Annotated in this window: 21 protein-coding genes; 9 read left to right on the forward strand and 12 right to left on the reverse strand. The window is 61.7% G+C overall.

Annotated features, from left to right (window positions below; genetic code table 11):
- Positions 1-528 precede the first annotated feature (528 nt).
- The 3 genes from BLQ55_RS21870 to BLQ55_RS21880 form a co-directional block, all read right to left on the reverse strand.
- The gene (locus BLQ55_RS21870) at positions 529-993 is read right to left on the reverse strand and encodes an inhibitor of vertebrate lysozyme family protein (protein WP_092200082.1); all 465 of its coding nucleotides are present in this window, start codon (positions 991-993) and stop codon (positions 529-531) included.
- A 2-nt stretch (positions 994-995) separates the two neighbouring features.
- Positions 996-1,160, reverse strand: coding sequence for a DUF1328 domain-containing protein (locus tag BLQ55_RS21875; protein WP_003177151.1), 165 nt, complete (start codon positions 1,158-1,160; stop codon positions 996-998).
- 80 nt (positions 1,161-1,240) lie between these two features.
- Entirely contained in the window at positions 1,241-1,525 is a 285-nt protein-coding gene (locus BLQ55_RS21880; RefSeq protein ID WP_092200085.1) for a hypothetical protein, read from the reverse strand.
- Between the two features lie 438 nt (positions 1,526-1,963).
- Between BLQ55_RS21880 and algB the strand changes: the two genes are divergently transcribed.
- Positions 1,964-3,310: a sigma-54-dependent response regulator transcription factor AlgB gene (gene algB / locus BLQ55_RS21885; RefSeq protein WP_053126909.1), complete on the forward strand. Its 1,347-nt coding sequence runs from the start codon at positions 1,964-1,966 to the stop codon at positions 3,308-3,310.
- Between the two features lie 10 nt (positions 3,311-3,320).
- Entirely contained in the window at positions 3,321-5,111 is a 1,791-nt protein-coding gene (locus BLQ55_RS21890) for an ATP-binding protein (RefSeq protein WP_092200088.1), read from the forward strand.
- Between the two features lie 18 nt (positions 5,112-5,129).
- On the opposite strand, the gene BLQ55_RS21895 is transcribed toward BLQ55_RS21890, so the two are convergent.
- The 7 genes from BLQ55_RS21895 to BLQ55_RS21925 form a co-directional block, all read right to left on the reverse strand.
- Positions 5,130-6,743 (reverse strand): EAL domain-containing protein, encoded by a 1,614-nt coding sequence (locus BLQ55_RS21895; protein WP_092200539.1) that lies wholly within the window; start codon positions 6,741-6,743, stop codon positions 5,130-5,132.
- A 75-nt stretch (positions 6,744-6,818) separates the two neighbouring features.
- Positions 6,819-7,598, reverse strand: coding sequence for an N-acetylmuramoyl-L-alanine amidase (locus BLQ55_RS21900; protein ID WP_092256958.1), 780 nt, complete (start codon positions 7,596-7,598; stop codon positions 6,819-6,821).
- Between the two features lie 103 nt (positions 7,599-7,701).
- Positions 7,702-9,786 carry a GGDEF domain-containing protein gene (locus tag BLQ55_RS21905; RefSeq protein WP_092256960.1) on the reverse strand — a complete coding sequence of 695 codons (2,085 nt, stop codon included), beginning with the start codon at positions 9,784-9,786 and terminating at the stop codon, positions 7,702-7,704.
- Positions 9,783-10,661 (reverse strand): endonuclease/exonuclease/phosphatase family protein, encoded by an 879-nt coding sequence (locus tag BLQ55_RS21910; RefSeq protein ID WP_092200097.1) that lies wholly within the window; start codon positions 10,659-10,661, stop codon positions 9,783-9,785. Before BLQ55_RS21910 ends, BLQ55_RS21905 begins: the two co-directional genes overlap by 4 nt.
- Positions 10,662-10,676: 15 nt before the next feature.
- Entirely contained in the window at positions 10,677-11,318 is a 642-nt protein-coding gene (locus tag BLQ55_RS21915) for a thiol:disulfide interchange protein DsbA/DsbL (protein WP_092256963.1), read from the reverse strand.
- A gap of 187 nt (positions 11,319-11,505) precedes the next feature.
- Positions 11,506-12,117, reverse strand: a complete 612-nt coding sequence (locus tag BLQ55_RS21920) for a c-type cytochrome (protein ID WP_092200103.1) — start codon at positions 12,115-12,117, stop codon at positions 11,506-11,508.
- 46 nt (positions 12,118-12,163) lie between these two features.
- A complete protein-coding gene (locus tag BLQ55_RS21925; protein WP_038980343.1) occupies positions 12,164-12,454 on the reverse strand; it encodes a c-type cytochrome in 291 nt (96 codons plus the stop codon).
- Positions 12,455-12,645: 191 nt separating this feature from the next.
- Here BLQ55_RS21925 and yihA point away from each other — a divergent pair, with 191 nt between their 5' ends.
- Positions 12,646-13,287 carry a ribosome biogenesis GTP-binding protein YihA/YsxC gene (yihA, locus tag BLQ55_RS21930; protein ID WP_003196227.1) on the forward strand — a complete coding sequence of 214 codons (642 nt, stop codon included), beginning with the start codon at positions 12,646-12,648 and terminating at the stop codon, positions 13,285-13,287.
- 439 nt (positions 13,288-13,726) lie between these two features.
- Here the strand turns inward: yihA and polA are convergent, their stop codons facing one another.
- A complete protein-coding gene (gene polA / locus BLQ55_RS21935; RefSeq protein ID WP_092256995.1) occupies positions 13,727-16,495 on the reverse strand; it encodes a DNA polymerase I in 2,769 nt (922 codons plus the stop codon).
- 74 nt (positions 16,496-16,569) lie between these two features.
- Here polA and BLQ55_RS21940 point away from each other — a divergent pair, with 74 nt between their 5' ends.
- Entirely contained in the window at positions 16,570-16,857 is a 288-nt protein-coding gene (locus tag BLQ55_RS21940; RefSeq protein ID WP_018602771.1) for a DUF2782 domain-containing protein, read from the forward strand.
- A 59-nt stretch (positions 16,858-16,916) separates the two neighbouring features.
- Positions 16,917-17,867: a homoserine kinase gene (locus BLQ55_RS21945; RefSeq protein WP_092200109.1), complete on the forward strand. Its 951-nt coding sequence runs from the start codon at positions 16,917-16,919 to the stop codon at positions 17,865-17,867.
- Between the two features lie 175 nt (positions 17,868-18,042).
- Here BLQ55_RS21945 and znuA read toward each other — a convergent pair whose 3' ends face one another.
- On the reverse strand, positions 18,043-18,972 hold the full coding sequence (gene znuA, locus BLQ55_RS21950) for a zinc ABC transporter substrate-binding protein ZnuA (RefSeq protein ID WP_092257135.1): 930 nt from the start codon (positions 18,970-18,972) through the stop codon (positions 18,043-18,045).
- Between the two features lie 66 nt (positions 18,973-19,038).
- Between znuA and zur the strand changes: the two genes are divergently transcribed.
- The 4 genes from zur to BLQ55_RS21970 are packed head-to-tail and all read left to right on the forward strand — an operon-like array spanning position 19,039 to position 21,835.
- Positions 19,039-19,521, forward strand: a complete 483-nt coding sequence (zur, locus tag BLQ55_RS21955; RefSeq protein WP_092200115.1) for a zinc uptake transcriptional repressor Zur — start codon at positions 19,039-19,041, stop codon at positions 19,519-19,521.
- Entirely contained in the window at positions 19,521-20,303 is a 783-nt protein-coding gene (znuC, locus tag BLQ55_RS21960; protein WP_092256998.1) for a zinc ABC transporter ATP-binding protein ZnuC, read from the forward strand. The genes zur and znuC overlap by 1 nt, the downstream gene beginning before the upstream one ends.
- Positions 20,296-21,084 carry a zinc ABC transporter permease subunit ZnuB gene (gene znuB / locus BLQ55_RS21965; protein WP_092200121.1) on the forward strand — a complete coding sequence of 263 codons (789 nt, stop codon included), beginning with the start codon at positions 20,296-20,298 and terminating at the stop codon, positions 21,082-21,084. Before znuC ends, znuB begins: the two co-directional genes overlap by 8 nt.
- A 37-nt stretch (positions 21,085-21,121) precedes the next feature.
- On the forward strand, positions 21,122-21,835 hold the full coding sequence (locus tag BLQ55_RS21970) for a PA5502 family lipoprotein (protein WP_092257001.1): 714 nt from the start codon (positions 21,122-21,124) through the stop codon (positions 21,833-21,835).
- The last annotated feature ends 45 nt before the right edge of the window (positions 21,836-21,880 follow it).

The raw sequence follows: 21,880 nt of genomic DNA on the forward strand, positions 1-21,880 counted from the left end.
AAACGCCTACCCTATGCCGAATCGGCATGAGAATTTCCAAACGAAACCCGCATTACGAGCGGTTCGAATGCGACATTCTTGCTGGCATAAGTGCCGTGAACCGGCCATTTCAGCGTAGCCGGGCTTTTTCTTCCAGGCGTGAGGAGTCGATGAAACGGCAACGGATCGAGACGCGACCCAGGAGTGAAATCGTCTCGGTATTCTCCGATATACGGTCAGGGAAAGGGCAATAAATTGGCCGAAGGAGACAAAATGCCGCATCGCGGCCTGCTTGCGACGCCAGCATCGAGCAACCGCTCTGGGCATGCATGGTGTGAGACGAAGCTCTACGCAAGTTCGCCAAGCCGTGAGGGCTTTGCGAACTTGCGTCGCAGCTTTTACCTGACCCGGCCCTTTCGCAGGCACCCCTTGTGCCCGTAGGTCACTCCGACGCCCATCCGCCAGAACGTCCCAGCCCCTTGGTCATGCACGGGCCCTCCTCGGGCTGTGCAACAGGGAAAAGCAAGGCTGCTTTTCCCATTTTCAAAATCAGTACCAGTTCGGGTCTTTCTTGAGTTGTTCCATTAACAGTTTTTGCATACCTTCATCGGGATCACCGAGAAAACGGTAGTCGGCATGACGGGTCGGCGACTTGTCAGCCGGCAGTCCGGCGGGGACTTCCACCAACATGGCGTAGGCCTCGTCCTTGTCGAAACTGAAGGCGACGATCAGCCGCTTGCTGCGACACGTGGCCTGGGTTTCGCACAGCGGCCCCACCAGGTACTTGTCGCCGTCCTCCTCGACAGCATTCATCTGTTCCGAATCGCCTGACAGGTTCATCACCCATTCGGGCAGGCGTTCTTCTTTTTTGACGACATGCTGCCAAGTCTCGCGGTATTGCGGGTCCGCCTCCAGCAACTGGTTGGCGCGCATTTGTCCGTCATTGGCAGCCATTGCCACGGCACTGCCGCCCAGCAACAGGGCGGCGGCCAGTCCTTTGAATGAAACGCTCATGGTCAGCCTCGGCCACGACGGCCAAAGAAGAAGGAAGCGATGAACATCACCAGGAACACGACAAAGAGAATCTTGGCGATACCCGTGGCGGTGCCTGCGATACCACCGAAGCCCAGTACGGCGGCGATGATGGCAATGATCAGGAAAGTAATTGCCCAGCTCAACATGGTGATTCTCCTTACGCTTTTCTATTTAGTGAGGGTCTCGCGGTGATGGTTCCGGCACAGTGGACGACCGGTACATCGAGTTAAAACACCCAACGCTCTTCACGCGGCATATCGGTCACTGGCTGAGCCTGATCGACATCCATCATGCGCATGGAAGCGGAGGCTTCTGCGACGCTGACGGCGGTGAAATGGGTTTGTGGGGCACGGTAAATGGACACCTGTGGCGCTTCTGGCTGTTGACGTTCATGCCAGAGCAACCATTGCTGGCCAATCACGAGCGTGACCAGTAAGGCCAGTGCAGCCCATAAGCCCTGCTGGACGTTCAAGGAAGAGAGTCGAAACTGCACGGCACATTGACGATTCATCCTGAAATTCCTCCCCACCCGGGTGTGGTGATCTGGTTGAGGCGCTCTCACGCCACGTTGACCAAAGCATTGCAGTCGGCGTGCCAGGATTTTTTAAGAGTTAAATCCCTTTAAAATCAATTAGTTAATAAATGATTGAGAGACATGGGGAACGCATCCTGCACGATGGCCCACGCGCACGTCGTGCGTATTGCACGAATGGGAAGGAAAAGGCGTAAGGTTGTTTTGGAATTTCCTGTCAGACGCAGCCGTCGGAATCAGCGATGCGAACCGTCCGACCCTTACGAACAAGAAAAAAAGGAACTCAAATCAGTCTTTTAGGAGTCACACGTCCACAGAGGCAGCTTCGATGGGTAATATCCCCTCAGAATCGACCATGCAACTTGCCCGATTTTTCTGACACTAACCCACATCATTCATTAAAGGAGCGTAGGAAAAATGGAATCTGCCACTGAGCACCAAGGCCGCATTCTGCTGGTAGACGATGAGTCCGCCATCCTGCGTACGTTCCGTTACTGCCTGGAAGACGAAGGGTATACCGTCGCCACCGCTAACAGCGCCGCCCAGGCCGACACACTGCTGCAACGCCAGGTGTTTGACCTGTGTTTTCTCGACCTGCGCCTGGGGGAGGACAACGGCCTGGATGTCCTGGCACAAATGCGCATCCAGGCGCCCTGGATGCGGGTCGTCATCGTCACCGCCCACTCGGCCGTCGACACCGCAGTCGATGCGATCCAGGCCGGGGCCGCCGACTACCTGGTCAAGCCTTGCAGCCCGGATCAACTGCGACTGGCCACCGCCAAGCAATTGGAAGTGCGCCAGCTGTCGGCAAGGCTCGAAGCCCTGGAAGGGGAAGTACGCAAACCCAAGGACGGTCTCGATTCCCATAGCCCGGCGATGAAGGTCGTCCTGGAGACCGCCCGCCAGGTCGCCAGCACCGACGCCAATATCCTGATCCTCGGCGAATCCGGTACCGGTAAAGGTGAGTTGGCCCGGGCGATCCATGGCTGGAGCAAACGCGCGAAGAAGTCCTGCGTCACCATCAATTGCCCGTCGCTGACCGCCGAATTGATGGAAAGCGAATTGTTCGGCCACAGCCGTGGGGCCTTCACCGGCGCCAGCGAAAGTACCCTGGGACGGGTCAACCAGGCCGACGGCGGTACGCTGTTTCTCGACGAGATCGGCGATTTTCCCCTGACGTTGCAGCCCAAGTTATTGCGCTTCATCCAGGACAAGGAATATGAGCGGGTAGGGGACCCGGTCACTCGCCGCGCCGACGTGCGGATTCTCGCCGCCACCAACCTCAACCTCGAGGACATGGTGCGCGACGGGCGCTTTCGCGAAGACCTGCTGTATCGCCTGAACGTCATCACCCTGCATCTGCCACCGTTGCGTGAGCGCGCCGAAGACATCCTGACCCTGGCCGACCGCTTCCTGGCCCGTTTCGTCAAGGAATACGCACGCCCGGCCCGGGGCTTCAGCGACGAGGCTCGCGAAGCGCTGCTAGGCTACCGATGGCCCGGCAACATTCGCGAACTGCGCAACGTGGTCGAGCGCGCCAGCATCATCTGCCCGCAGGAAAAAGTCGAAATCAGTCACCTGGGCATGGCCGAGCAGCCAGTCAACAATGCCCCGCGCATCGGTGCCGCACTGAGCCTCGACGAGTTGGAAAAGGCCCACATCGGGGCAGTACTGGCCACGGCTGACACGCTCGATCAGGCGGCCAAGACCTTGGGTATCGATGCCTCCACGCTGTATCGCAAACGCAAGCAGTACAACCTGTGAGCGACACCTTATGAAACTTGCGATGAAGCTGCGTACACGGCTGTTTCTCAGTATTTCGGCCCTGATCACCGTGGCATTGCTGGGATTGGTGCTTGGCTTGGTCAGCGTCATGCAAATGGCCAATACCCAGGAACAATCGGTACGCGACAACTTCATCCTGTTGGACCTGGGTCTCAAGCTGCGCCAGACCCTCGGCGATCAGTTGATCATCATGCTCGACGACAACCCCGACCTGGCCGCTCTGGAGGCGTCCGAGCGGCAATACCTGGCGTTGATCGACCAAGGGATCGCCCACGAAAGAAAGCTGGACAACACGGCCACCAGCTTCAGCAGGGCCAAGGCCGACTACGTTGAGTTTCTCGAGGCCTTCACCGCGTCTCGCCAGCAACCGAGACAGCTCACGGGCATCAAGGACCTCACCGAAAAATTCAACGTGCTGCGCAATGGACTGATCGAAGGTTATCGCCAGGCCCTGACCAAGATCGGTGAAACCCAGGACCGCGCGCGCGAACGCGCCTTGTGGATTTCCGGGCTGCTGGGGCTGGTGGGGTTTGCGGTCCTGGTCATCGGTTTTATCACGGCCCATGGCCTTGCCCGGCGTTTCGGCGCACCGATCGAGGCGCTGGCCGCAGCGGCGGATGACATCGGCCAGGGCAATTTCGAGGTCACGCTGCCCGTTTCTTCCGCCGCCGAGTTGAATTTGCTGACCCGTCGTTTCGGGGTCATGGCCCAGGCACTGCGCGAACATCAGGCCACCAATGTCGATGAACTGCTCGCCGGCCAGCAGCGTTTGCAAGCGGTGCTCGACAGTATCGACGACGGCTTGCTGATGATCGATCGCCAAGGCCAGCTGGAGCACCTCAACCCGGTGGCCCAGCGTCAATTGGGCTGGGATGAGGCGCGCCTGGGCCAAGGGCTCGGCGAGGCGCTGGGACGCCTGGAGCTGGATGAAGAATTGCACCTGGTGCTGCGCGGCGGAACCCTGGAGCGAGCGCCGGAAGACCTGACCATCGAGGTCGATGGCGAGTCGCGGGTGCTGACCTACAGCCTCACGCCGGTCAGCCACACCCAGGGCCACATCCTCGGCGCGGTCATGGTGCTGCATGACGTCACCGAACAGCGCGCCTTCGAACGGGTGCGCAGCGAGTTCGTCCTGCGTGCCTCCCATGAGCTGCGCACGCCAGTGACGGGCATGCACATGGCCTTCGGCCTGCTGCAGGAGCGCCTGCACTTCCCGCCGGAGTCCCGCGAGGCCGACCTGCTCAACACCGTCACGGAAGAAATGCAGCGGCTGATGCAACTGATCAACGACCTGCTGAATTTCTCTCGCTACCAGAACGGCCTGCAAAAGCTGACCCTGGCGCCTTGTTCCATCGACGACCTGTTGGAAGAGGCCCGGCTGCGGTTCGCCGAGCAGGCCCAAGCCAAGGGTATCGAGCTGCTGGTGGCGATCCAGGGCCCATTGCCGCGGCTGCATGCCGACGCTGCGCAACTGGACCGGGTGCTCGATAACCTGATCGACAACGCCATGCGCCACACCGGCGAAGACGGCCAGATACGCCTGCAGGCCCGACGCCACGGCGAGCGGGTGATCATCAGTGTCGAAGACAACGGTGAAGGCATTGCCTACGGCCAACAGGGAAGGATCTTCGAGCCTTTCGTCCAGGTCGGACGCAAGAAGGGTGGCGCCGGCCTCGGTCTGGCCCTGTGCAAGGAGATCGTCCAGCTCCACGGTGGACGCATGGGCGTTTATTCAAGGCCGGGGCAGGGCACGCAGTTCTACATGGCGCTGACGGTCTGAGCGCAAGGCCTGGGGAACCTAGGCTTCATCATCAAGGCGACGCCCACGCAGGCGTCGGCCACGGGTAATCAATTCGATGAGCTGGACCGCGCTGAGGGCATGGGCGAACAGCCAGCCCTGGCCGAACCTCACCCCTTCGCTGCTCAAATAAGAGGCCTGGGCTTCATGCTCGATGCCTTCGGCGATCACCTTGAGCCGCAGCGCGTGAGCCATGCGGATGATGTGCGGGGCCACGCCGCTGCTGGCGGCATCGTGACCCAAGGCGTCGATGAAGGCCTTGTCGATCTTCAGGCAGTCCACCGGCAGGGTTTGCAGGTAGGCCAGGCTGCAATAACCGGTGCCAAAATCGTCGATCAGCACCTGATGCCCAACGTCGCGCAGTGATTGCAGGTTATCCCGGGCAACCAACACATCGATCAGCCCGCGCTCGGTCACTTCGAAGGCAATCTGGTGCGCCGAGACCCGATGCAACGCCAGCAGGCGAGCTATCACTTCGCCAATACGCGGCACCATCACATCGCAGGCCGCCAGGTTCACCGAGATATACAGCTGCGGATTGGCCCGCAGCAACTGGCCCAATTGATCGAACAGCCGCTGCAGCACGAAATCGGTGATCTGGCGGATCTGCCCGGTGTTTTCGGCCATCGGGATAAACAAGTCCGGGCTGGTCAGGGTACCGTCCGGTCGTCGCCAGCGCAGCAAGGCTTCGGCACCGACGCAGTTGCGGCTGTCCAGGTCGAAAATCGGCTGGTACAGCACCTGCAATTCACCGCGCCGGATGGCCCCGTGCAGTTCGGCGTCCATGGACTGGCGATGGCGCGCCAGCAGAAACACCTGGAAACCAATCCCCAGGCCCAGCACCAGGCTGATGGGCAACATCCACCAGGCATAGGCCGGCACCTTGAAACCGTTGCGCTGGGCGATCAGCACCAATTGATATTCCGGGCTGTCGGTGGGCATCCGATAAATCAGCTGGGTCTGCGTCACCTGCAAGGCATTCTGGCTTTTCGGTGGCCAAGGCTTTGTGGGCGGCCAGTATTGTTGGGTACCCAACACGGGAATCGCCCGCGTGCCGTGATCCAGGACCACCAGCAGGCTGCTGCCCGGTGGCAGGTCGACCACGTCGGCCAAATGCCCCCGGGAGGTGGCGACTCGGAAATTGCCACGGCCCAGCATCAACGCAGCGCGGTCTTCGTTGGGTTCGGTGGTGGTATTGAGCCAATAGCTGTAGGTCGGACCTCGAAGATCGGGCGGACGGGCCACCGACAACCCGCTTTGGCGCGGACGATTGGAGCAGACGCCGCTGCCATCGATGTACACCGCCTCATAAACGAAACGGTAATTGAAGCTGACTTCTCGCAAGGTCGCGATCATGTCATCGTCGCAGCCGCGCAACGGCTGGTTTTGCAGGTCATCGAGGCTTTCACGCAATTGCCCGAAAAGCTGTTCCAGCCGTTGCAGAAAGCGCTCGCCCTGGGCATTCATCTGGTCGCTTTCCCGCTGCTGGATCTGCTCCACGACCACGAACAGACTGCCCGTCAGCAGTAGGAGCGTACTCAGGGCAGCCGCCATCATCGCCAGGAACAAGGGGCGATGAAGCCAGCTCTGTAAGGTTTCGCGCGCAGCCGTCATCATGGGTAATCCGAAAGTTACCAATGAGTTATAGCTTCTGATTTGAATTTGGCCCGATTCGTCGGACGGGCGTCATTATTTTGTCTGGTTGAGTACCTGCAGAATCGCCGCGCTTTGCGGGTCCGGCATGCCATCGAAGCGAGTCGGCCGATAGTGCATCTGAAAAGCGGCCATCACGTGGTGGGTGGCTACGTCCCATTCGCCGGTCTGGGGCGTCGGGTAGCCCAGACGGGCCAGCTCGGCCTGGAACCAACTGGCAGGGGGTAGCTGCGTGGCGAAGAAAACCTGCTGGCGTGCGACGGCCTGTTCATCCGGCCAAACCCCCAGGCCCGCTTGCGCCAGACGCTTCCAGGGGAACAGCGGCCCCGGATCGAGCTTGCGCAGAGGCGCGATGTCGCTGTGGCCGATGATGCTGCGCGGGCTGATCCCGTTGCGCTGGATGATGTCCTTGAGCAAGACGGTCAAGGCCTGGACCTGAGCTTCGCTGTAGGGATACCAGAGGCGCCCGGTGGGCGTGTCGACGAAACCCGGATTGACGATTTCGATGCCGATGGAACTGGAATTGAGCCAGGTCCGGCCTTCCCATTCACTTTCCCCGGCGTGCCAGGCGCGCCGGCTTTCATCCACCAGCTTGTAGATCGTCGCGTCTTTATCGTCGCCAATCAGGTAATGGGCACTGACTTCGCCATGGGTCAGCAGGGCCAGCGAACGCTCCAGGGACGCCGAGGTGTAATGCACCACCACGAATTGAATGCGGTTGTCATGGTTGACGGAGGGGTGACGGGTGTCGAACCGAGGGCCGCTGGTGCAGCCGGCCAGGATAAATATAGAAACAATAAGCGAGAAAAATTTCATGGCGGAAGGCATTACGCGCTGGAAGTAATGCAACAGTGTAACGTATCGCCCCGCGATGATCCGGTACGTGGGACGATATTAAACAAATTGGAACAATTAGCCCTCAGCCCAGCTCCACGCGGTTGCGTCCGGCATTTTTGGCCCGGTACAGCGCCTGATCGGCTCTTTTAAGCACCGAATCGCTGTGTTCGCCCGGCTTGAAGGCCGTCATGCCCACCGAGACCGTCACCGTCACCGGTTCGCCCTTGAAATGAAACGGGCAGGCTTCGATGGCCAGGCGCAGCGCCTCGGCCAGCTTGGCGCCAGCCGCCAGGGGGGTATCCGGCACCAGCAGGACAAACTCCTCGCCACCAAAACGCGCAATGAAATCGCCGCCACGCAGGCGTTTGCGCAGGACCGAGGCGATCAGTTTCAACACCCGGTCCCCGGCCAGATGGCCGTAGTTGTCATTGATGCGCTTGAAATGATCGAGATCGAGCATGGCCAGCAGCAAGCTGTTGCCGTGCTGCTGCCACTGGACGACTTCATGCTCCAGACGCTCGGACCAGGCGGCGCGGTTGGGCAACCCGGTGAGCGGATCGACCAGCGCTTTCTGCCGCTGTTCCTCGAGATTTTCCCGCACGACCTGGGCGTCCTGCTCCATCAGCGCGACGCGATCGGCCAGGCTTTTCAGGCGCGTCGAGACTTCCTGCTCGCGTTGATCACGTTGCCGGCGGTGCTGGTCCATTGTCCCGAGCAAGCCTTCGAGGTGATTCTCAAGCACCTGCTTGAGGCCTTCCAAGTCATCGGCTTGTTGCACGCTGCTTTGCAGGCCGTCCACCTGTTCGCGAATCTGGGTGTCCATTTCCCGGGAGGCCGAAAGGTTGTCGGCATGGTCTTCACTGGCGGCCTGCAGGCTGCTCTGGAAGGACTCGAGACGATCGTTGAGGCGTTGCAGGTACGCTTCGAACTCATGCTGGCCGGTGTCGGTGATGGCCAGCATCAATACCGCCAGATCATCGAGGATCGGTAGCAGTTCATACCAGTTCAAGCCATTTCGCAACCGCTCACGCATGGCTTCGGCTTGTGGCCGATGACGCTCTGGCAAGGTCAGGTCGCCCAACAGGCCCAGCAAAGTGTCTTCGATGTGCTTGGCGACCGAGCTGTAGGACGGTTCAGGCGAGTCGGGCAGGGCGTATTGGGCGTCAGCCACATCGGCGGCGGTCAAGGGCGCGGGCGCGTCAGGCTCGGCTTCTGCTGGAGGTGCCGAGGGGGCGGAGAGGGCCTGTGGCGCCTCCTCGGGCATCAGCTCGTCGGGATTTTCCAGGGTGGGTGCCGCTACCGGGAGCTCGTCGGCGACGACCAGCGCGGGCAAGGGGACTGGCTCGGCGGCTTCGTCCGGCTCGTCGATCGGCTGAGCCTCTTCGGCTGCTGGTGCCAGGGCGGGCGCCGGCGCGGGTTCGGCCTGCGGCGTAACCTGGCCGACCGGTTCGGGCGTTACCTCCAGCGTGGGTGCTTGCTCCGCTACCGACGGTGCTGGTGCTGGTGCTGGTGCTGGTGCTGGTGCTGGTGCGACGGATGCTGTGTGAACTGCCGGCTCAACGACTAGCGGCAGGGACGTGTCTGCCGCGGGCGCCACGCTGACCTGGGCAGGCTCGTGAGGCTGGGGCGGCGCGTCCTCATGGCCTTGGCCACCAAACAGCCGTTGCAGCAATCCAGGGCGGCTCGGTTCGACAGGGGCGTCCAGAACCCTCAGGGCCTTGCCTTGCAAACCGCTCAATTCGCTGAGCAGCAGCGGAATCTCCCGGGCCTGGCCGACCCGCTCTTCCAACTGCTTGGAAAATTTCTTCAGGGGCCGGCTGACTTCCTTCGGCAGCGGCAGGCTTTGCAATTGGGCCACCAGGGCCGTCAATGCAGTGCTCATCTGCTCGATGCGGGTTTCGCGGCGCTGCTCGGAATCGAGTACGGCTTTTTCCAGGCGCGGCAGCAGGGCGGCGAGGCCGGCGTCCATGTCATCGGTGCGCACCACCTCGCGCATCTCTTTCATGCATTGGTCGACGACCCGATCAGTGCCCTCGGCGGCCAGTGTGCTGCGCACCAGGCCACGACGCAGCAAGTCGAGCCGAGCATCCCAACGGCGTTCGAGCTTTTCCTGCTGCTCGATGCTCTTGAAGTATTTCTCTCTCCAGCGTTCGGCTTCGTCGCTCATTCATCGGATCCGCGAGGGGCAGTACTCAGCGCGGGGAATGCATCGACCGTGAGCGAACCCGGCAAACGAATTTCTACCGCGACCGGCAGGTGATCGGAAATAGGTTGGGCCAACACCTCGACGCGTTCGAGGGTCAGGGTCGGGCTCAACAGGATATGGTCCAGGCAACGCTGGGGACGCCAGCTGGGGAATGTCGCCTCCAGTTGTGGTGCGAGCAGACCGAGATCGCGCAGGGGCGAGGTCTGCAGCAGGTCGTTGGCGTGGGTGTTCATGTCACCCATCAGTATCTGGTGCTTGTAGCCGCCGATCAGCTCGCGAATGTACGCCAGCTGCATCGTCCGGGTACGCGCCCCGAGCGCCAGGTGCATCATGACCACAATCAGCGCTTCCGGACCTTCGCCGAAACGCGCGAGAATCGCCCCGCGTCCCTTGGGGCCCGGCAGCGGATGGTCCTCGATCGCCCAGGGACGCAAACGACTCAACACGCCATTGCTGTGCTGGCCGAGACGTCCGAGGTTGCGATTGAGTTGTTGGTACCAGTAGGGGAAGGCACCCAATTGGGCCAGGTGTTCCACCTGATTGACATAGCCTGACCGCAGGCTCCCGCCGTCGGCCTCTTGCAGGGCTACCAGGTCGAAGTCCTTGAGCAGGTCGCCGATTTTCTGCAAGTTGCCGGCACGCCCGGTGTGCGGCAGCAAGTGTTGCCAGCCGCGGGTCAGGTAATGCCGGTAGCGTTCGGTGCTGATGCCCACCTGGATATTGAAGCTGAGCAGCCGCAAGCGGCTGTCGCCAGGCAGGCCCGTGGACGTGACATGGTGCTCGTTGACCCGTGGTTCATGCAGGCCAACGATGCGTTCGCTACTCCAGCGGGCCATGGGCGTGGGCCGCGCTTAGTTGGCGGCAGCCTTGGTGGCCGCTCGCTCTTTGGCGATCAGTTGGTCGGCCAGTTGCAGCGCTTCATTGGCGCCGCCGGCGGAGCCGATGTCAAAGCGATATTTGCCGTTGACGATCATGGTCGGCACGCCCGTGATCTCGTACTTCTTCGCCAATTCCTTGGCCTTGTTGATCTGGCCCTTGATGGCGAAGGAGTCGAAGGTGGCCAGGAATTTATCCTTGTCCACGCCTTGGGTAGCCAGGAAGTCCGCCATGTCTTGTTTGTCGGTCAGCTTCTTGTGTTCTTTCTGGATCGCGTTGAAAACCGCTGCGTGAACCTGGTGCTCGACGCCCATGGCTTCGAGGGTCAGGAACATCTGGCCGTGAGCGTCCCATGGGCCACCGAACATGGCGGGGATGCGGACGAAGTTAACGTCCGACGGCAGCTTATCGACCCATGGGTTGATGACCGGTTCGAACGCGTAGCAATGCGGGCAGCCGTACCAGAACAACTCCACGACTTCGATCTTGCCAGGCTCTGCCACCGCAACGGGGTTGGTCAATTCGACATAGGGGGCGGCGGGCTTTTCAGCCGCTTGGGCAGTCATGCCGAACAGGCTGGCGGCGACGAGCGCGGCGCTGATGATCAGATTACGCATGCTTTACTCCTGGACAATGAGGGGGCCTCGCAAGACCTGCTTCTTAAGACAGACCGTAGCGGGTTCAGTTTCTCTAGTGTAACGGTAGCGGCCACAAAAAAGGGCGGCCAAAGCCACCCTTTTGATGCTCGCATCGACAGATTAATCGAGCGTTAACGTTGCAAGAGGTGTATCCCCTCCAACGCCCTTAGTGCAAGCCCTGGATGTAGCTGGAGAGGGCCGCGATATCTTCGTCACTCAGCTTTTTGGCAATGCTCTGCATGGGCTTGGTGTCGCCATCGTTGGTCCGGCCGCCTTCTTCTTTGCGGAAGTCGGTCAGTTGCTTGCCAACGTACTGGGCATGCTGGCCGCCCAGATGTGGGAAACCGGCAGCGGCGTTGCCTTTGCCATCCGGGGAATGGCAACCGGTGCAGGCTGGCAAGCCTTTGTCGAGGTTGCCGCCGCGGAACAGCGCTTCACCGCGAGCCACGAGTTTTGGATCGGCGGCGCCGACGCTGCCCTTCTGGCTGGCGAAATAGGCCGCGATGTCCGCCAGGTCCTGATCGCTCAGGTTGGTCAGCAGGCCGGTCATTTCCAACACCGTGCGCTTGCCGGACTTGATGTCGTGCAGTTGCTTGTTCAGGTAACGCTCGCCCTGGCCCGCCAGTTTCGGAAAGTTGGGCGCCATGCTATTGCCATCCGGGCCGTGGCAGGCCCCGCATACGGCCGCTTTCGCCTGACCGGCAGCGGCATCGCCAGCGGCGTGGGCTACGCCGGATATCCCCAAGGTCAACAGCAGACTCACGATCAGTTTGTTCATCAGCTAATCCAACTACGGCTAAGGGTTAAAGAGTTATGGACCGGGTTTACTCGCTCATCCAGTGGATGATGGCTCGGTAATCCTCGGCACTGCAGTCCATGCACAAACCACGCGGCGGCATCGCCTTGAAACCCTGGGTCACGTGTTGCACCAGCGTCTCCATACCTTTCGCCAACCTCGGCGTCCAAGCTTCCTGATCACCCTTGCGGGGCGCCATGGGGAGTTGGCCGGAATGACAGGCACCACAAACACGGTTGTACACAGCTTCCGGATCCTGTGTAGCCTGAGCGCTGTAAAGCGGCATCAAGACACCGGCAGCTAGCAGCCATTTCGTCATAAAACGACCTTTTCAGGGTTGGGAACGAGCTGCGTTCTAATGCGCAATTTCGGTCGGTCGCTCCCGTGAGCTTCATCCTACGCTGGGACAAAGCGCACACAAAATCTGCGGCATTATATACTGGCGTCACTGAAACGGAAACGACACAGCTTGCCGCGTCCATTCCCGACGCCGCCCACATCGGAAATCCCATGCAACTGAAGAACCCCATCCTTGGCCTGTGCCAACAGTCCACCTTCATGCTCAGCGCCGCCAAAGTCGATCAATGCCCAGACGACGAAGGCTTCGAAGTGGCTTTTGCCGGGCGTTCCAATGCCGGCAAATCCAGCGCGCTGAACACCTTGACCCATGCGAGCCTGGCGCGCACCTCGAAAACCCCGGGTCGCACGCAGCTCTTGAACTTCTTCAAGCTAGACGATGAACGGCGTTTGGTCGACCTGCCCGGCTACGGCTACGCGAAAGTGCCGATCCCGCTCAAGCAACACTGGCAGCGCCACCTGGAAGCGTACCTGGGCAGCCGCGAGAGTTTGAAAGGCCTGATCCTGATGATGGACATCCGCCATCCGATGACCGACTTCGACCTGTTGATGCTCGATTGGGCGGTCGCCAGCGGCATGCCGATGCACATCCTGCTGACCAAGGCCGACAAGCTCACCTACGGCGCGGCGAAAAATACCTTGCTCAAAGTTCAGTCGGAAATTCGCAAGGGCTGGGGCGACGCGATCACCATCCAGTTGTTCTCGGCGCCCAAGCGCATGGGCCTGGAGGAAGCCTACACAGTGCTGGCCGACTGGATGGAATTGGCGGACAAGGGCAGCGAAGAGGCCGAATAAGCCAAATCGCAAGCAAAAAAAACCCCGGACTTCTTATGGGGAGGGGGAAGTTCGGGGTTCAAGTTCCGGACCGCTAGGGCGGGGTCCAGATATCTGCCAACACTTAACACAACATAGGAGCATTGAAGGGCTTCACCAGCCATTCAAAGTCTCTGAGTGGCGATTCACGGGTTTAGTTCAGATTATTTTTGGAAATAGCCTTAGGAATTTTCCGAACTAAAGACATCGACCCTGGATTTTCAGTGAGCCAATGTGGCATGGGGTGGTTGGGCCGACGCTATCGCGAGCAAGCTCGCTCCCACAGGGAATGGGTGTCGGGCTCGGTATTCGGCTCGACACAAAACCCATTGCGGGAGCGAGCTTGCTCGCGATGACCATCTTTCATTCCCCCGCAGAGGCATCGGCCGCCAGAAGGGTCCTCGACCTCAGGGCTTGGGAATCAGTGCGCCTCGTCCCAGTTATTGCCCACGCCCACTTCCACCAACAGCGGCACGTCCAGCGTGGCCGCGGTGCTCATGTGCTGGCGGATTTCTTCGCGCACCTGATCGACCAGGTCTTCACGCACTTCCAGCACCAGTTCGTCGTGGACCTGCAGGATGACCTTCGCATCCAGCCCGGACGCCGTCAGCCAGCGATCCACGGCGACCATGGCTTTCTTGATGATGTCGGCCGCCGTGCCCTGCATCGGCGCGTTGATGGCGGTGCGCTCGGCGCCTTTGCGCAGGGCCGGGTTTTTCGCGTTGATGTCCGGCAGGTACAACCGGCGACCGAAAATGGTTTCGACAAAACCTTGCTCGGCCGCCTGGGCGCGGGTGCGTTCCATGTACGCCAGCACACCTGGGTAGCGGGTGAAGTAGCGGTCGATGTAGGCCTGGGACTGCTTGCGATCGACGCCGATCTGCTTGGCCAGGCCGAACGCGCTCATGCCGTAGATCAAACCGAAGTTGATCGCCTTGGCGCTGCGGCGCTGGTCATGGGTAACCGCGCCCAAGTCGACGCCGAACACCTCGGCCGCCGTGGCCCGGTGCACGTCCAGGTCATTACGAAACGCATGAAGCAACCCTTCGTCCTTGGCCAGGTGCGCCATGATCCGCAGTTCGATTTGCGAATAGTCCGCCGCCAGCAGCTTGTAGCCTTTCGGCGCGACGAACGCCTGGCGGATGCGTCGGCCTTCGGCCGTGCGAATCGGGATGTTCTGCAGGTTCGGGTCGATGGATGACAGGCGCCCGGTCGCGGCGACGGCCTGCTGGTAATTGGTGTGGACGCGGCCGGTGCGGCTGTTGATCTGTTCCGGCAGGCGATCGGTGTAGGTGCTCTTGAGCTTGCTCAGGGAGCGGTACTGCATCAGCACCTTGGGCAGCGGGTAATCCTGCTCCGCCAGCTCGGCGAGCACCGCTTCGGCGGTGGACGCCTGGCCCTTGGCGGTTTTGCTGAGCACCGGCAAGCCGAGCTTTTCGTACAGGATCACGCCCAATTGCTTCGGCGAACCCAGGTTGAATTCCTCGCCGGCGATGGCAAACGCCTCACGCTCCAGTGCCACCAGTTTCTCGCCCAACTCGACACTTTGCACGCCCAGCAGGTTGGCATCGACCAACGCCCCCTGGCGCTCGATGCGCGCCAGGACCGGCATCAGCGGCATTTCGATGTCATTAAGCACCGGGCCCAGGCTTGGCGTGGCGGCCAGCCTTTCCTGCAAGGCCTGGTGCAGGCGGAAGGTCACGTCGGCGTCTTCGGCGGCGTAAGGGCCGGCCAGTTCCAGGGAGATCTGGTCGAAGGTCAGTTGCTTGACCCCTTTGCCAGCGATGTCCTGGAAATCGGTCTTGCTCTGGCCCAGGTACTTGAGCGCCAGGCTGTCCATGTCGTGGCGGGTCGCGGTGGAGTCCAGCACGTAGGATTCGAGCATGGTGTCGAAGGCGATGCCCTGGACCAGGATGCCGTTGTTCTGGTCGCCGCCGATGGCGCAGTTGGCCAGGATGTTGGTTTCGAACTTGGCGTGCTGGCCGATCTTGAGCTTGTTCGGGTTTTCCAACAGCGGTTTGAGCGCCGTGAGCACCGTGTCGCGGTCCAGTTGCTCCGGCACGCCCATGTAGGAGTGGGTCAGCGGGATGTAGGCCGCCTCGAAAGGGGCCACGGCGAACGACAGGCCGACCAGTTGCGAATGCTGGGCATCACCGCCGTTGGTTTCAGTGACAAAAGCGAACAACGGCGCCTTCTCCAGTTTCGCCAGCCACGCCTCGAAGCGCGCCTGCTCGAGAATGACCTCATACTTGGCCTCGGCGGCACCGGGCTGTTCTTCGGCCACTTCGACGATCTCCTGGCCGGCACGCTTGGCGTCCCGCTGGTTTTCCTCGAACCAGCTCTTGAACTCCAGCAACGTGTACAGCTCGGCCAGCTTCTCGTGATCGGGTGCGCCCATTTGCAGGTCGTCAAGGCCGATGTCCAACGGCACGTCGGTCTTGATGGTCGCTAGCTCGTAGGAAAGAAACGCCATTTCCTTATGCTCTTCGAGCTTGGCGGCCAAGGTCTTGGCACCACGGATCGGCAAGGTGGCGACGATGTCCAGTTGCGCGTACAGCTCGGTCAGGCCGCCATTGACGCCCACCAGCAGGCCGGAAGCGGTCTTCGGTCCGATGCCCGGAACGCCCGGGATGTTGTCGGACGAATCGCCCATCAGCGCCAGGTAATCGATGATCTGCTCTGGAGCGACGCCAAACTTCTCCTTCACGCCAGCCACGTCCAGGGCGCTACCGGTCATGGTATTGACCAAGGTAATGTGCCCGTCGACCAACTGCGCCATGTCCTTGTCGCCGGTGGAGATCACCACCGGGCGGTCGGCCGCCGCGCTGCTGCGGGCCAGGGTGCCGATCACGTCATCGGCTTCGACGTTGTCCACGCACAGCAGCGGGAAGCCCAGGGCCTTGACGCTGGCATGCAGCGGCTCGATCTGCACGCGCATGTCGTCGGGCATGCTCGGGCGGTTGGCCTTGTATTCGGCGTACAGCGCATCGCGAAATGTCCCGCCCTTGGCGTCGAACACCACGGCGAACGGACTGTCCGGATACTGCTTGCGCAGGCTCTTGAGCATGTTCAACACGCCTTTGACCGCACCGGTCGGCAGGCCTTTGGACGTGGTCAGCGGTGGCAGCGCGTGAAAGGCGCGGTACAGATAAGAAGAACCGTCCACCAGGACGAGGGGGGCTTGGCTCATGAGCAGGATCAACCTTTTCGGCGGGTCCGGGGCTAGAATAGCGGGACCGTTGACGACAAAGGGACAAGGTTATCATGCGTACACTAAATCGCCTGTTACTGGCTGGCTTGTTTGCAATCACCCCGTTGGCCGTCATGGCAGCGGATGACGCACCCTCGGCGGACCCGGATGTCACCATCCGCACCGAAGGCGATAAAACCATTCAGGAGTATCGGCAAAACGGATTTTTGTACGCGATCAAGGTCACGCCCAAGAACGGCAAGCCTTATTTCCTGGTACGCGCCGATGGCACTGATGCAAACTTCATCCGCTCGGACCAGCCGGATATGCTGATCCCTTCGTGGAAAATCTTTGAGTGGTAGCCCCACTCTGCACTTCAACCGGCGCCCGCTGAAGGGCGCCCGTACTGGCAGTTTTAACCATGTCTGTGTTCACGCCCCTGGCTCGGCCCGAGCTGGAAACCTTTCTCGCCCCTTACGGGCTTGGCCGTCTGCTTGATTTCCAGGGGATCGCCGCCGGCAGCGAAAACACCAATTTCTTCATCAGCCTGGAGCAGGGCGAATTCGTCCTGACCCTGGTCGAGCGCGGCCCGGTGCAGGAAATGCCGTTCTTCATCGAACTGCTGGATGTGCTGCATGACGCCGACCTGCCGGTGCCTTACGCCTTGCGCACCACCGACGGCGTCGCGCTGCGGGAACTGGCGGGCAAGCCGGCGCTGTTGCAACCGCGCCTGGCGGGCAAGCACATCAAGCAGGCCAACGCCCAGCACTGCGCCCAGGTCGGGGAGTTGCTGGCGCATCTGCACTTGGCGACCCGCGACAATATGATCAAGCGCAAGACCGATCGCGGCCTGGACTGGATGCAGGAGGAGGGCGCCAAGCTGCTCTCGCACCTCGACGCCGAGCCGCGTCGGCTGCTCGAAACGGCGCTGGATGAAATCGCGCAGCAGAAGGTTGGCATCCTGGCGCTGCCGCGCGCCAACATCCATGCCGATCTGTTCCGCGACAATGCGATGTTCGAAGGCACGCACCTGACCGGCTTGATCGACTTCTACAACGCCTGCTCCGGACCGATGCTGTATGACGTCGCCATCGCCTTGAATGACTGGTGCTCGGATGACAGCGGTGTGCTCGATGGTCCCCGGGCGCGGGCTTTACTGGGTGCCTATGCGGCGCTGCGGCCGTTCACCGCCGCCGAGGCCCAGCTATGGCCAACCATGCTGCGCGTGGCGTGCGTGCGATTCTGGCTGTCGCGGTTGATCGCCGCCGAGTCGTTCGCCGGGCAGGATGTGTTGATTCACGATCCGATGGAGTTCCAGCAGCGCCTGGCGCAGCGGCAGACGGTTCATGCGTTGTTGCCGTTCGCCCTGTAACAGCAGGCAAGCGCGAAGCGGGCTGTTCTTGTGGCGAGGGGATTTATCCCCGCTGGGCTGCGAAGCAGCCCCATGCTTTGGATCTGGCGGACCGCGGTGGAAGATATTTCTTGGGGGCCGCTGCGCGCCCCAGCGGGGATAAATCCCCTCGCCACAGGTTTGTGCATCGACGGGGTTACAGCGACTCCAGGCACCCCGCCAGATCATTCCCCAACTTCTCCAACAACTGCTCATACCCTTGCGCCGTCGCCGGGGTATAGCCGCCCAGTGCATCCAGTTCCGCCAGTTTCACCGGCAACCCGGCCACCAGGGTTTCGGCCAGGCGCGGGCGCAACGGCGGTTCGCTGAAGACGCAGGTCTTGCCCACCGCTTGCAAGCGCGTGCGCATCGCTGCCACATGCTGGGCGCCAGGCTGGACTTCGGCGGCCACGGCGAACACCCCGGCGTGCTTGAGGCCGTAGTTGTCTTCGAAATAGTCGAACGCTTCGTGGAACACGAAATACGGTTTGCCGGCGACCCCGGCCAGACGCGTCTTGAGGCGCGCGTCCAAGGCGTCGAGACGCTGGTTGAAACCCGTGAGGTTGCTCTGGTAGCGGGCCGCATTCGCCGGATCCGCCGCGCTCAGGTCAGCCGCCATTTTCGCGGCGATCACCCGCGCATTGTGCGGAGATAGCCACAGGTGGGCATCCACGGTGCCGGGTCGGTGGTCGTGATCGTGCTCATCGCCGTCATGGTCGTCGTCCTCGTGGGACGCGCTGTCCTGGGCGAAGTGACGCAACTTGAGCCCCGGCAGCGCCTGCACCGCGACCGACGGCAGCGTACGACCGTTCAACACGCGCGGCAGGAAACCTTCCATGTCCGGTCCAATCCAGTACAGCAGGTCCACCGACTGCACCTTGCGCACGTCCGATGGCCGCAACGCATAGTGATGCGGCGAAGCCCCTGGCGGCAGCAACACTTCCGGGACGGCCACGCCGTCCTGCACGGCGGCGGCAATCAACTGCAACGGCTTGATGCTGGTGAGGACCTTGACGTCGGCCTGGGCCGGGCCGATCAGTAGAAAACCTGCGATAAAAGCGACAAAGAGCGAAAAAAATCGGGACACGATGACCACTCGAAGAGGCGAGAACGGGTAACATAATAACGTCTCTCACTAAACTCGTCGCTGCCCATGCCTATTACGCCCCTTGCCAGTCGTCCCCACGATCACTCCCACTGCGTGCACACCGCGCTGTCCGAGGCCGACGCCATCTGCGCGCGCCAAGGGTTGCGCCTGACCGCCCTGCGGCGGCGCGTGCTGGAATTGGTCTGGCAAAGCCACAAGCCGCTGGGCGCCTACGACATCCTCGCCGTACTCAGCGAACAGGACGGCCGCCGTGCCGCGCCGCCGACGGTCTACCGGGCGCTGGATTTCCTCTTGGAAAACGGCTTGGTGCATCGCATTTCGTCGCTGAACGCCTTTGTCGGCTGCAACCATCCGGAGCACGCCCACCAGGGCCAGTTCCTGATCTGCCGCGAATGCCACGCCGCCATCGAGCTGGAACAGAAGTCCATCAGCGATGCCATCATCGCCAGCGCCAAGGACGTCGGCTTCGTGGTCGACACCCAGACCGTCGAGGTGGTCGGTCTCTGCTCCGGCTGCCAGGGGGCCTGATGAGCCATCCGTTGATCCGCCTCGAGCAGGTGGCCGTGACGTTCGCCGGGCAGAACGTGCTGGACAACATTCACCTGAGCGTCGAGCCGGGGCAGATCGTCACCCTGATCGGCCCCAACGGCGCCGGCAAGACCACCCTGGTGCGCGCCGTGCTGGGTTTGCTCAAGCCCGACAGCGGCAGCGTCTGGCGCAAGCCCAGGTTGCGGGTCGGCTACATGCCGCAAAAACTTCACGTCGATCCGACGCTGCCGCTGTCCGTACTGCGCTTCCTGCGCCTGGTGCCGGGCGTGGACCGCGCACGGGCCTTGGCCGCGCTCAACGAAGTCGGCGCCGAACAGGTGATCGACAGCCCGGTGCAAAGTGTCTCCGGGGGCGAGATGCAACGCGTGCTGCTGGCCCGCGCCCTGCTGCGCGAGCCTGAATTGTTGGTGCTCGACGAGCCGGTGCAAGGGGTCGATGTGGCGGGGCAGGCCGAGCTGTACAGCCTGATCACGCGCCTGCGCGACCGCCATGGCTGCGGCGTGCTGATGGTGTCCCACGACTTGCACCTGGTGATGAGCACCACCGACCAGGTGGTCTGCCTCAACCGCCACGTCTGCTGTTCCGGGCATCCCGAGCAGGTCAGCGGCGACCCGGCCTTTGTCGAGCTGTTCGGAAAAAACGCACAAAGCCTGGCGATTTATCACCACCACCATGACCACGCCCATGACCTGCATGGCTCGGTGGTCAGCGCCCCTTCCGCTTCCAATCATGTTCATGGAGATGGCTGCAAGCATGGCTGATTTTCTGTTGTACGCCCTGCTCGCAGGCCTGGCACTCGCCTTGGTCGCCGGCCCCCTGGGTTCGTTCGTGGTCTGGCGGCGCATGGCCTATTTCGGCGACACCTTGTCCCACGCCGCATTGCTCGGCGTGGCCTTGGGGTTCCTGCTGGATGTCAGCCCGGCGGTAGCCGTGACCGTCGGTTGCCTGCTGCTGGCGGTGGTCCTGGTGACCCTGCAACACCGCCAGCCGCTGGCGTCCGACACGTTGTTGGGCATTCTCGCGCCGAGCACCTTGTCCCTCGGGCTGGTGGTGCTGAGCTTCATGCATGACGTGCGCATCGACCTGATGGCCTATCTGTTCGGCGACCTGCTGGCGATCAGTCCGACAGACCTGTCGTGGATCCTGGGCGGTAGCGCGGCGGTGCTGCTGTTGCTGGTGGCGCTCTGGCGGCCATTGCTGGCCGTCACCGTGCATGAAGAGCTGGCCCGGGTCGAAGGCTTGCCTGTACTGGGTTTGCGACTGGCGCTGATGCTACTGATTGCGGTGGTCATCGCCGTGGCGATGAAAATCGTCGGTGTGTTGCTGATTACGTCTTTGCTGATCATCCCGGCGGCTGCGGCACAGCGTCACGCCCGCTCGCCCGAGCAGATGGCGCTCGGCGCGAGCGTGCTGGGCATGCTCGCGGTGTGTGGCGGCTTGGCACTTTCCTGGTTCAAGGACACCCCGGCCGGACCATCGATCGTGGTCAGCGCCGCTGCGTTGTTTCTGCTGAGTTTTGTCCTGCCTCGTCGAGGGGTGTAGACTTGCTCGCTTTTTGCGCAAATAGAGAGTCGCAGGAATGAAGCCGTTCGCCTCCCGTTATCTGCTCCTTGTCGCATTTTCCCTGCTGCTGGGCGCTTGCCAGAGTACACCGCCGGTCACCCAGGCTCCCGATACGCGGGGCCCGGCCATCGCGCAGCTCGAGCAAAGCCTGGCCAGCAATGAATTGGCCACCGCTGAAGACCAGATGGCCGCCTTGCAAGCCCAGTCGCCCGAAGACCGGTCGCTGGAACCCTACCAGCGGCAGCTGGCCGAGGCGTACTTGCGCCGCAGCCAGATCGATTTGCAAAAAGGCGACGTAAACGCCGCAGCCACCGCCCTGAGCCGTGCCCGGGCATTGATGCCCAAGGCCCCGGCCCTCACCGGCGAGGTCAACAGCGCCATTGCCGAAGCTCGCAAGGCCGACCTGGAAAAAGCCGAGGCCGACCTCAAGGCCGCCGAAGCCAAGCCGGTCGCCAAAGTGATCGACCCGAGCGCCGAGAGCACCACCGTTGCGCTTAATATCGGCGATATCCAGAAAATGCGGCGCCAACTGGACGCCATTGCCGCTGATGTGGTGAATTATCAGTGTGACGTCAGCATCCAGGCGCCGCGCACCGATGATTATCCTTGGCTGGCGACTTTGCTGACCAAGCGGGTTAAAAAGCTTGATCCGGGGTTTGAACTGAATCTACGCAAGCAGACCCTGCGCAATGTGCCGGCGCAGATGGTGCTGACACCGCGCAAGCCTTAACAGCATCGTCGGAACGCCGCCCGGAGCAAGCTCGCTCCCACATTG

Origin of the sequence: Pseudomonas sp. NFACC13-1 (assembly GCF_900104425.1) — a bacterium.
Classification (GTDB): domain Bacteria; phylum Pseudomonadota; class Gammaproteobacteria; order Pseudomonadales; family Pseudomonadaceae; genus Aquipseudomonas; species Aquipseudomonas fluorescens_AA.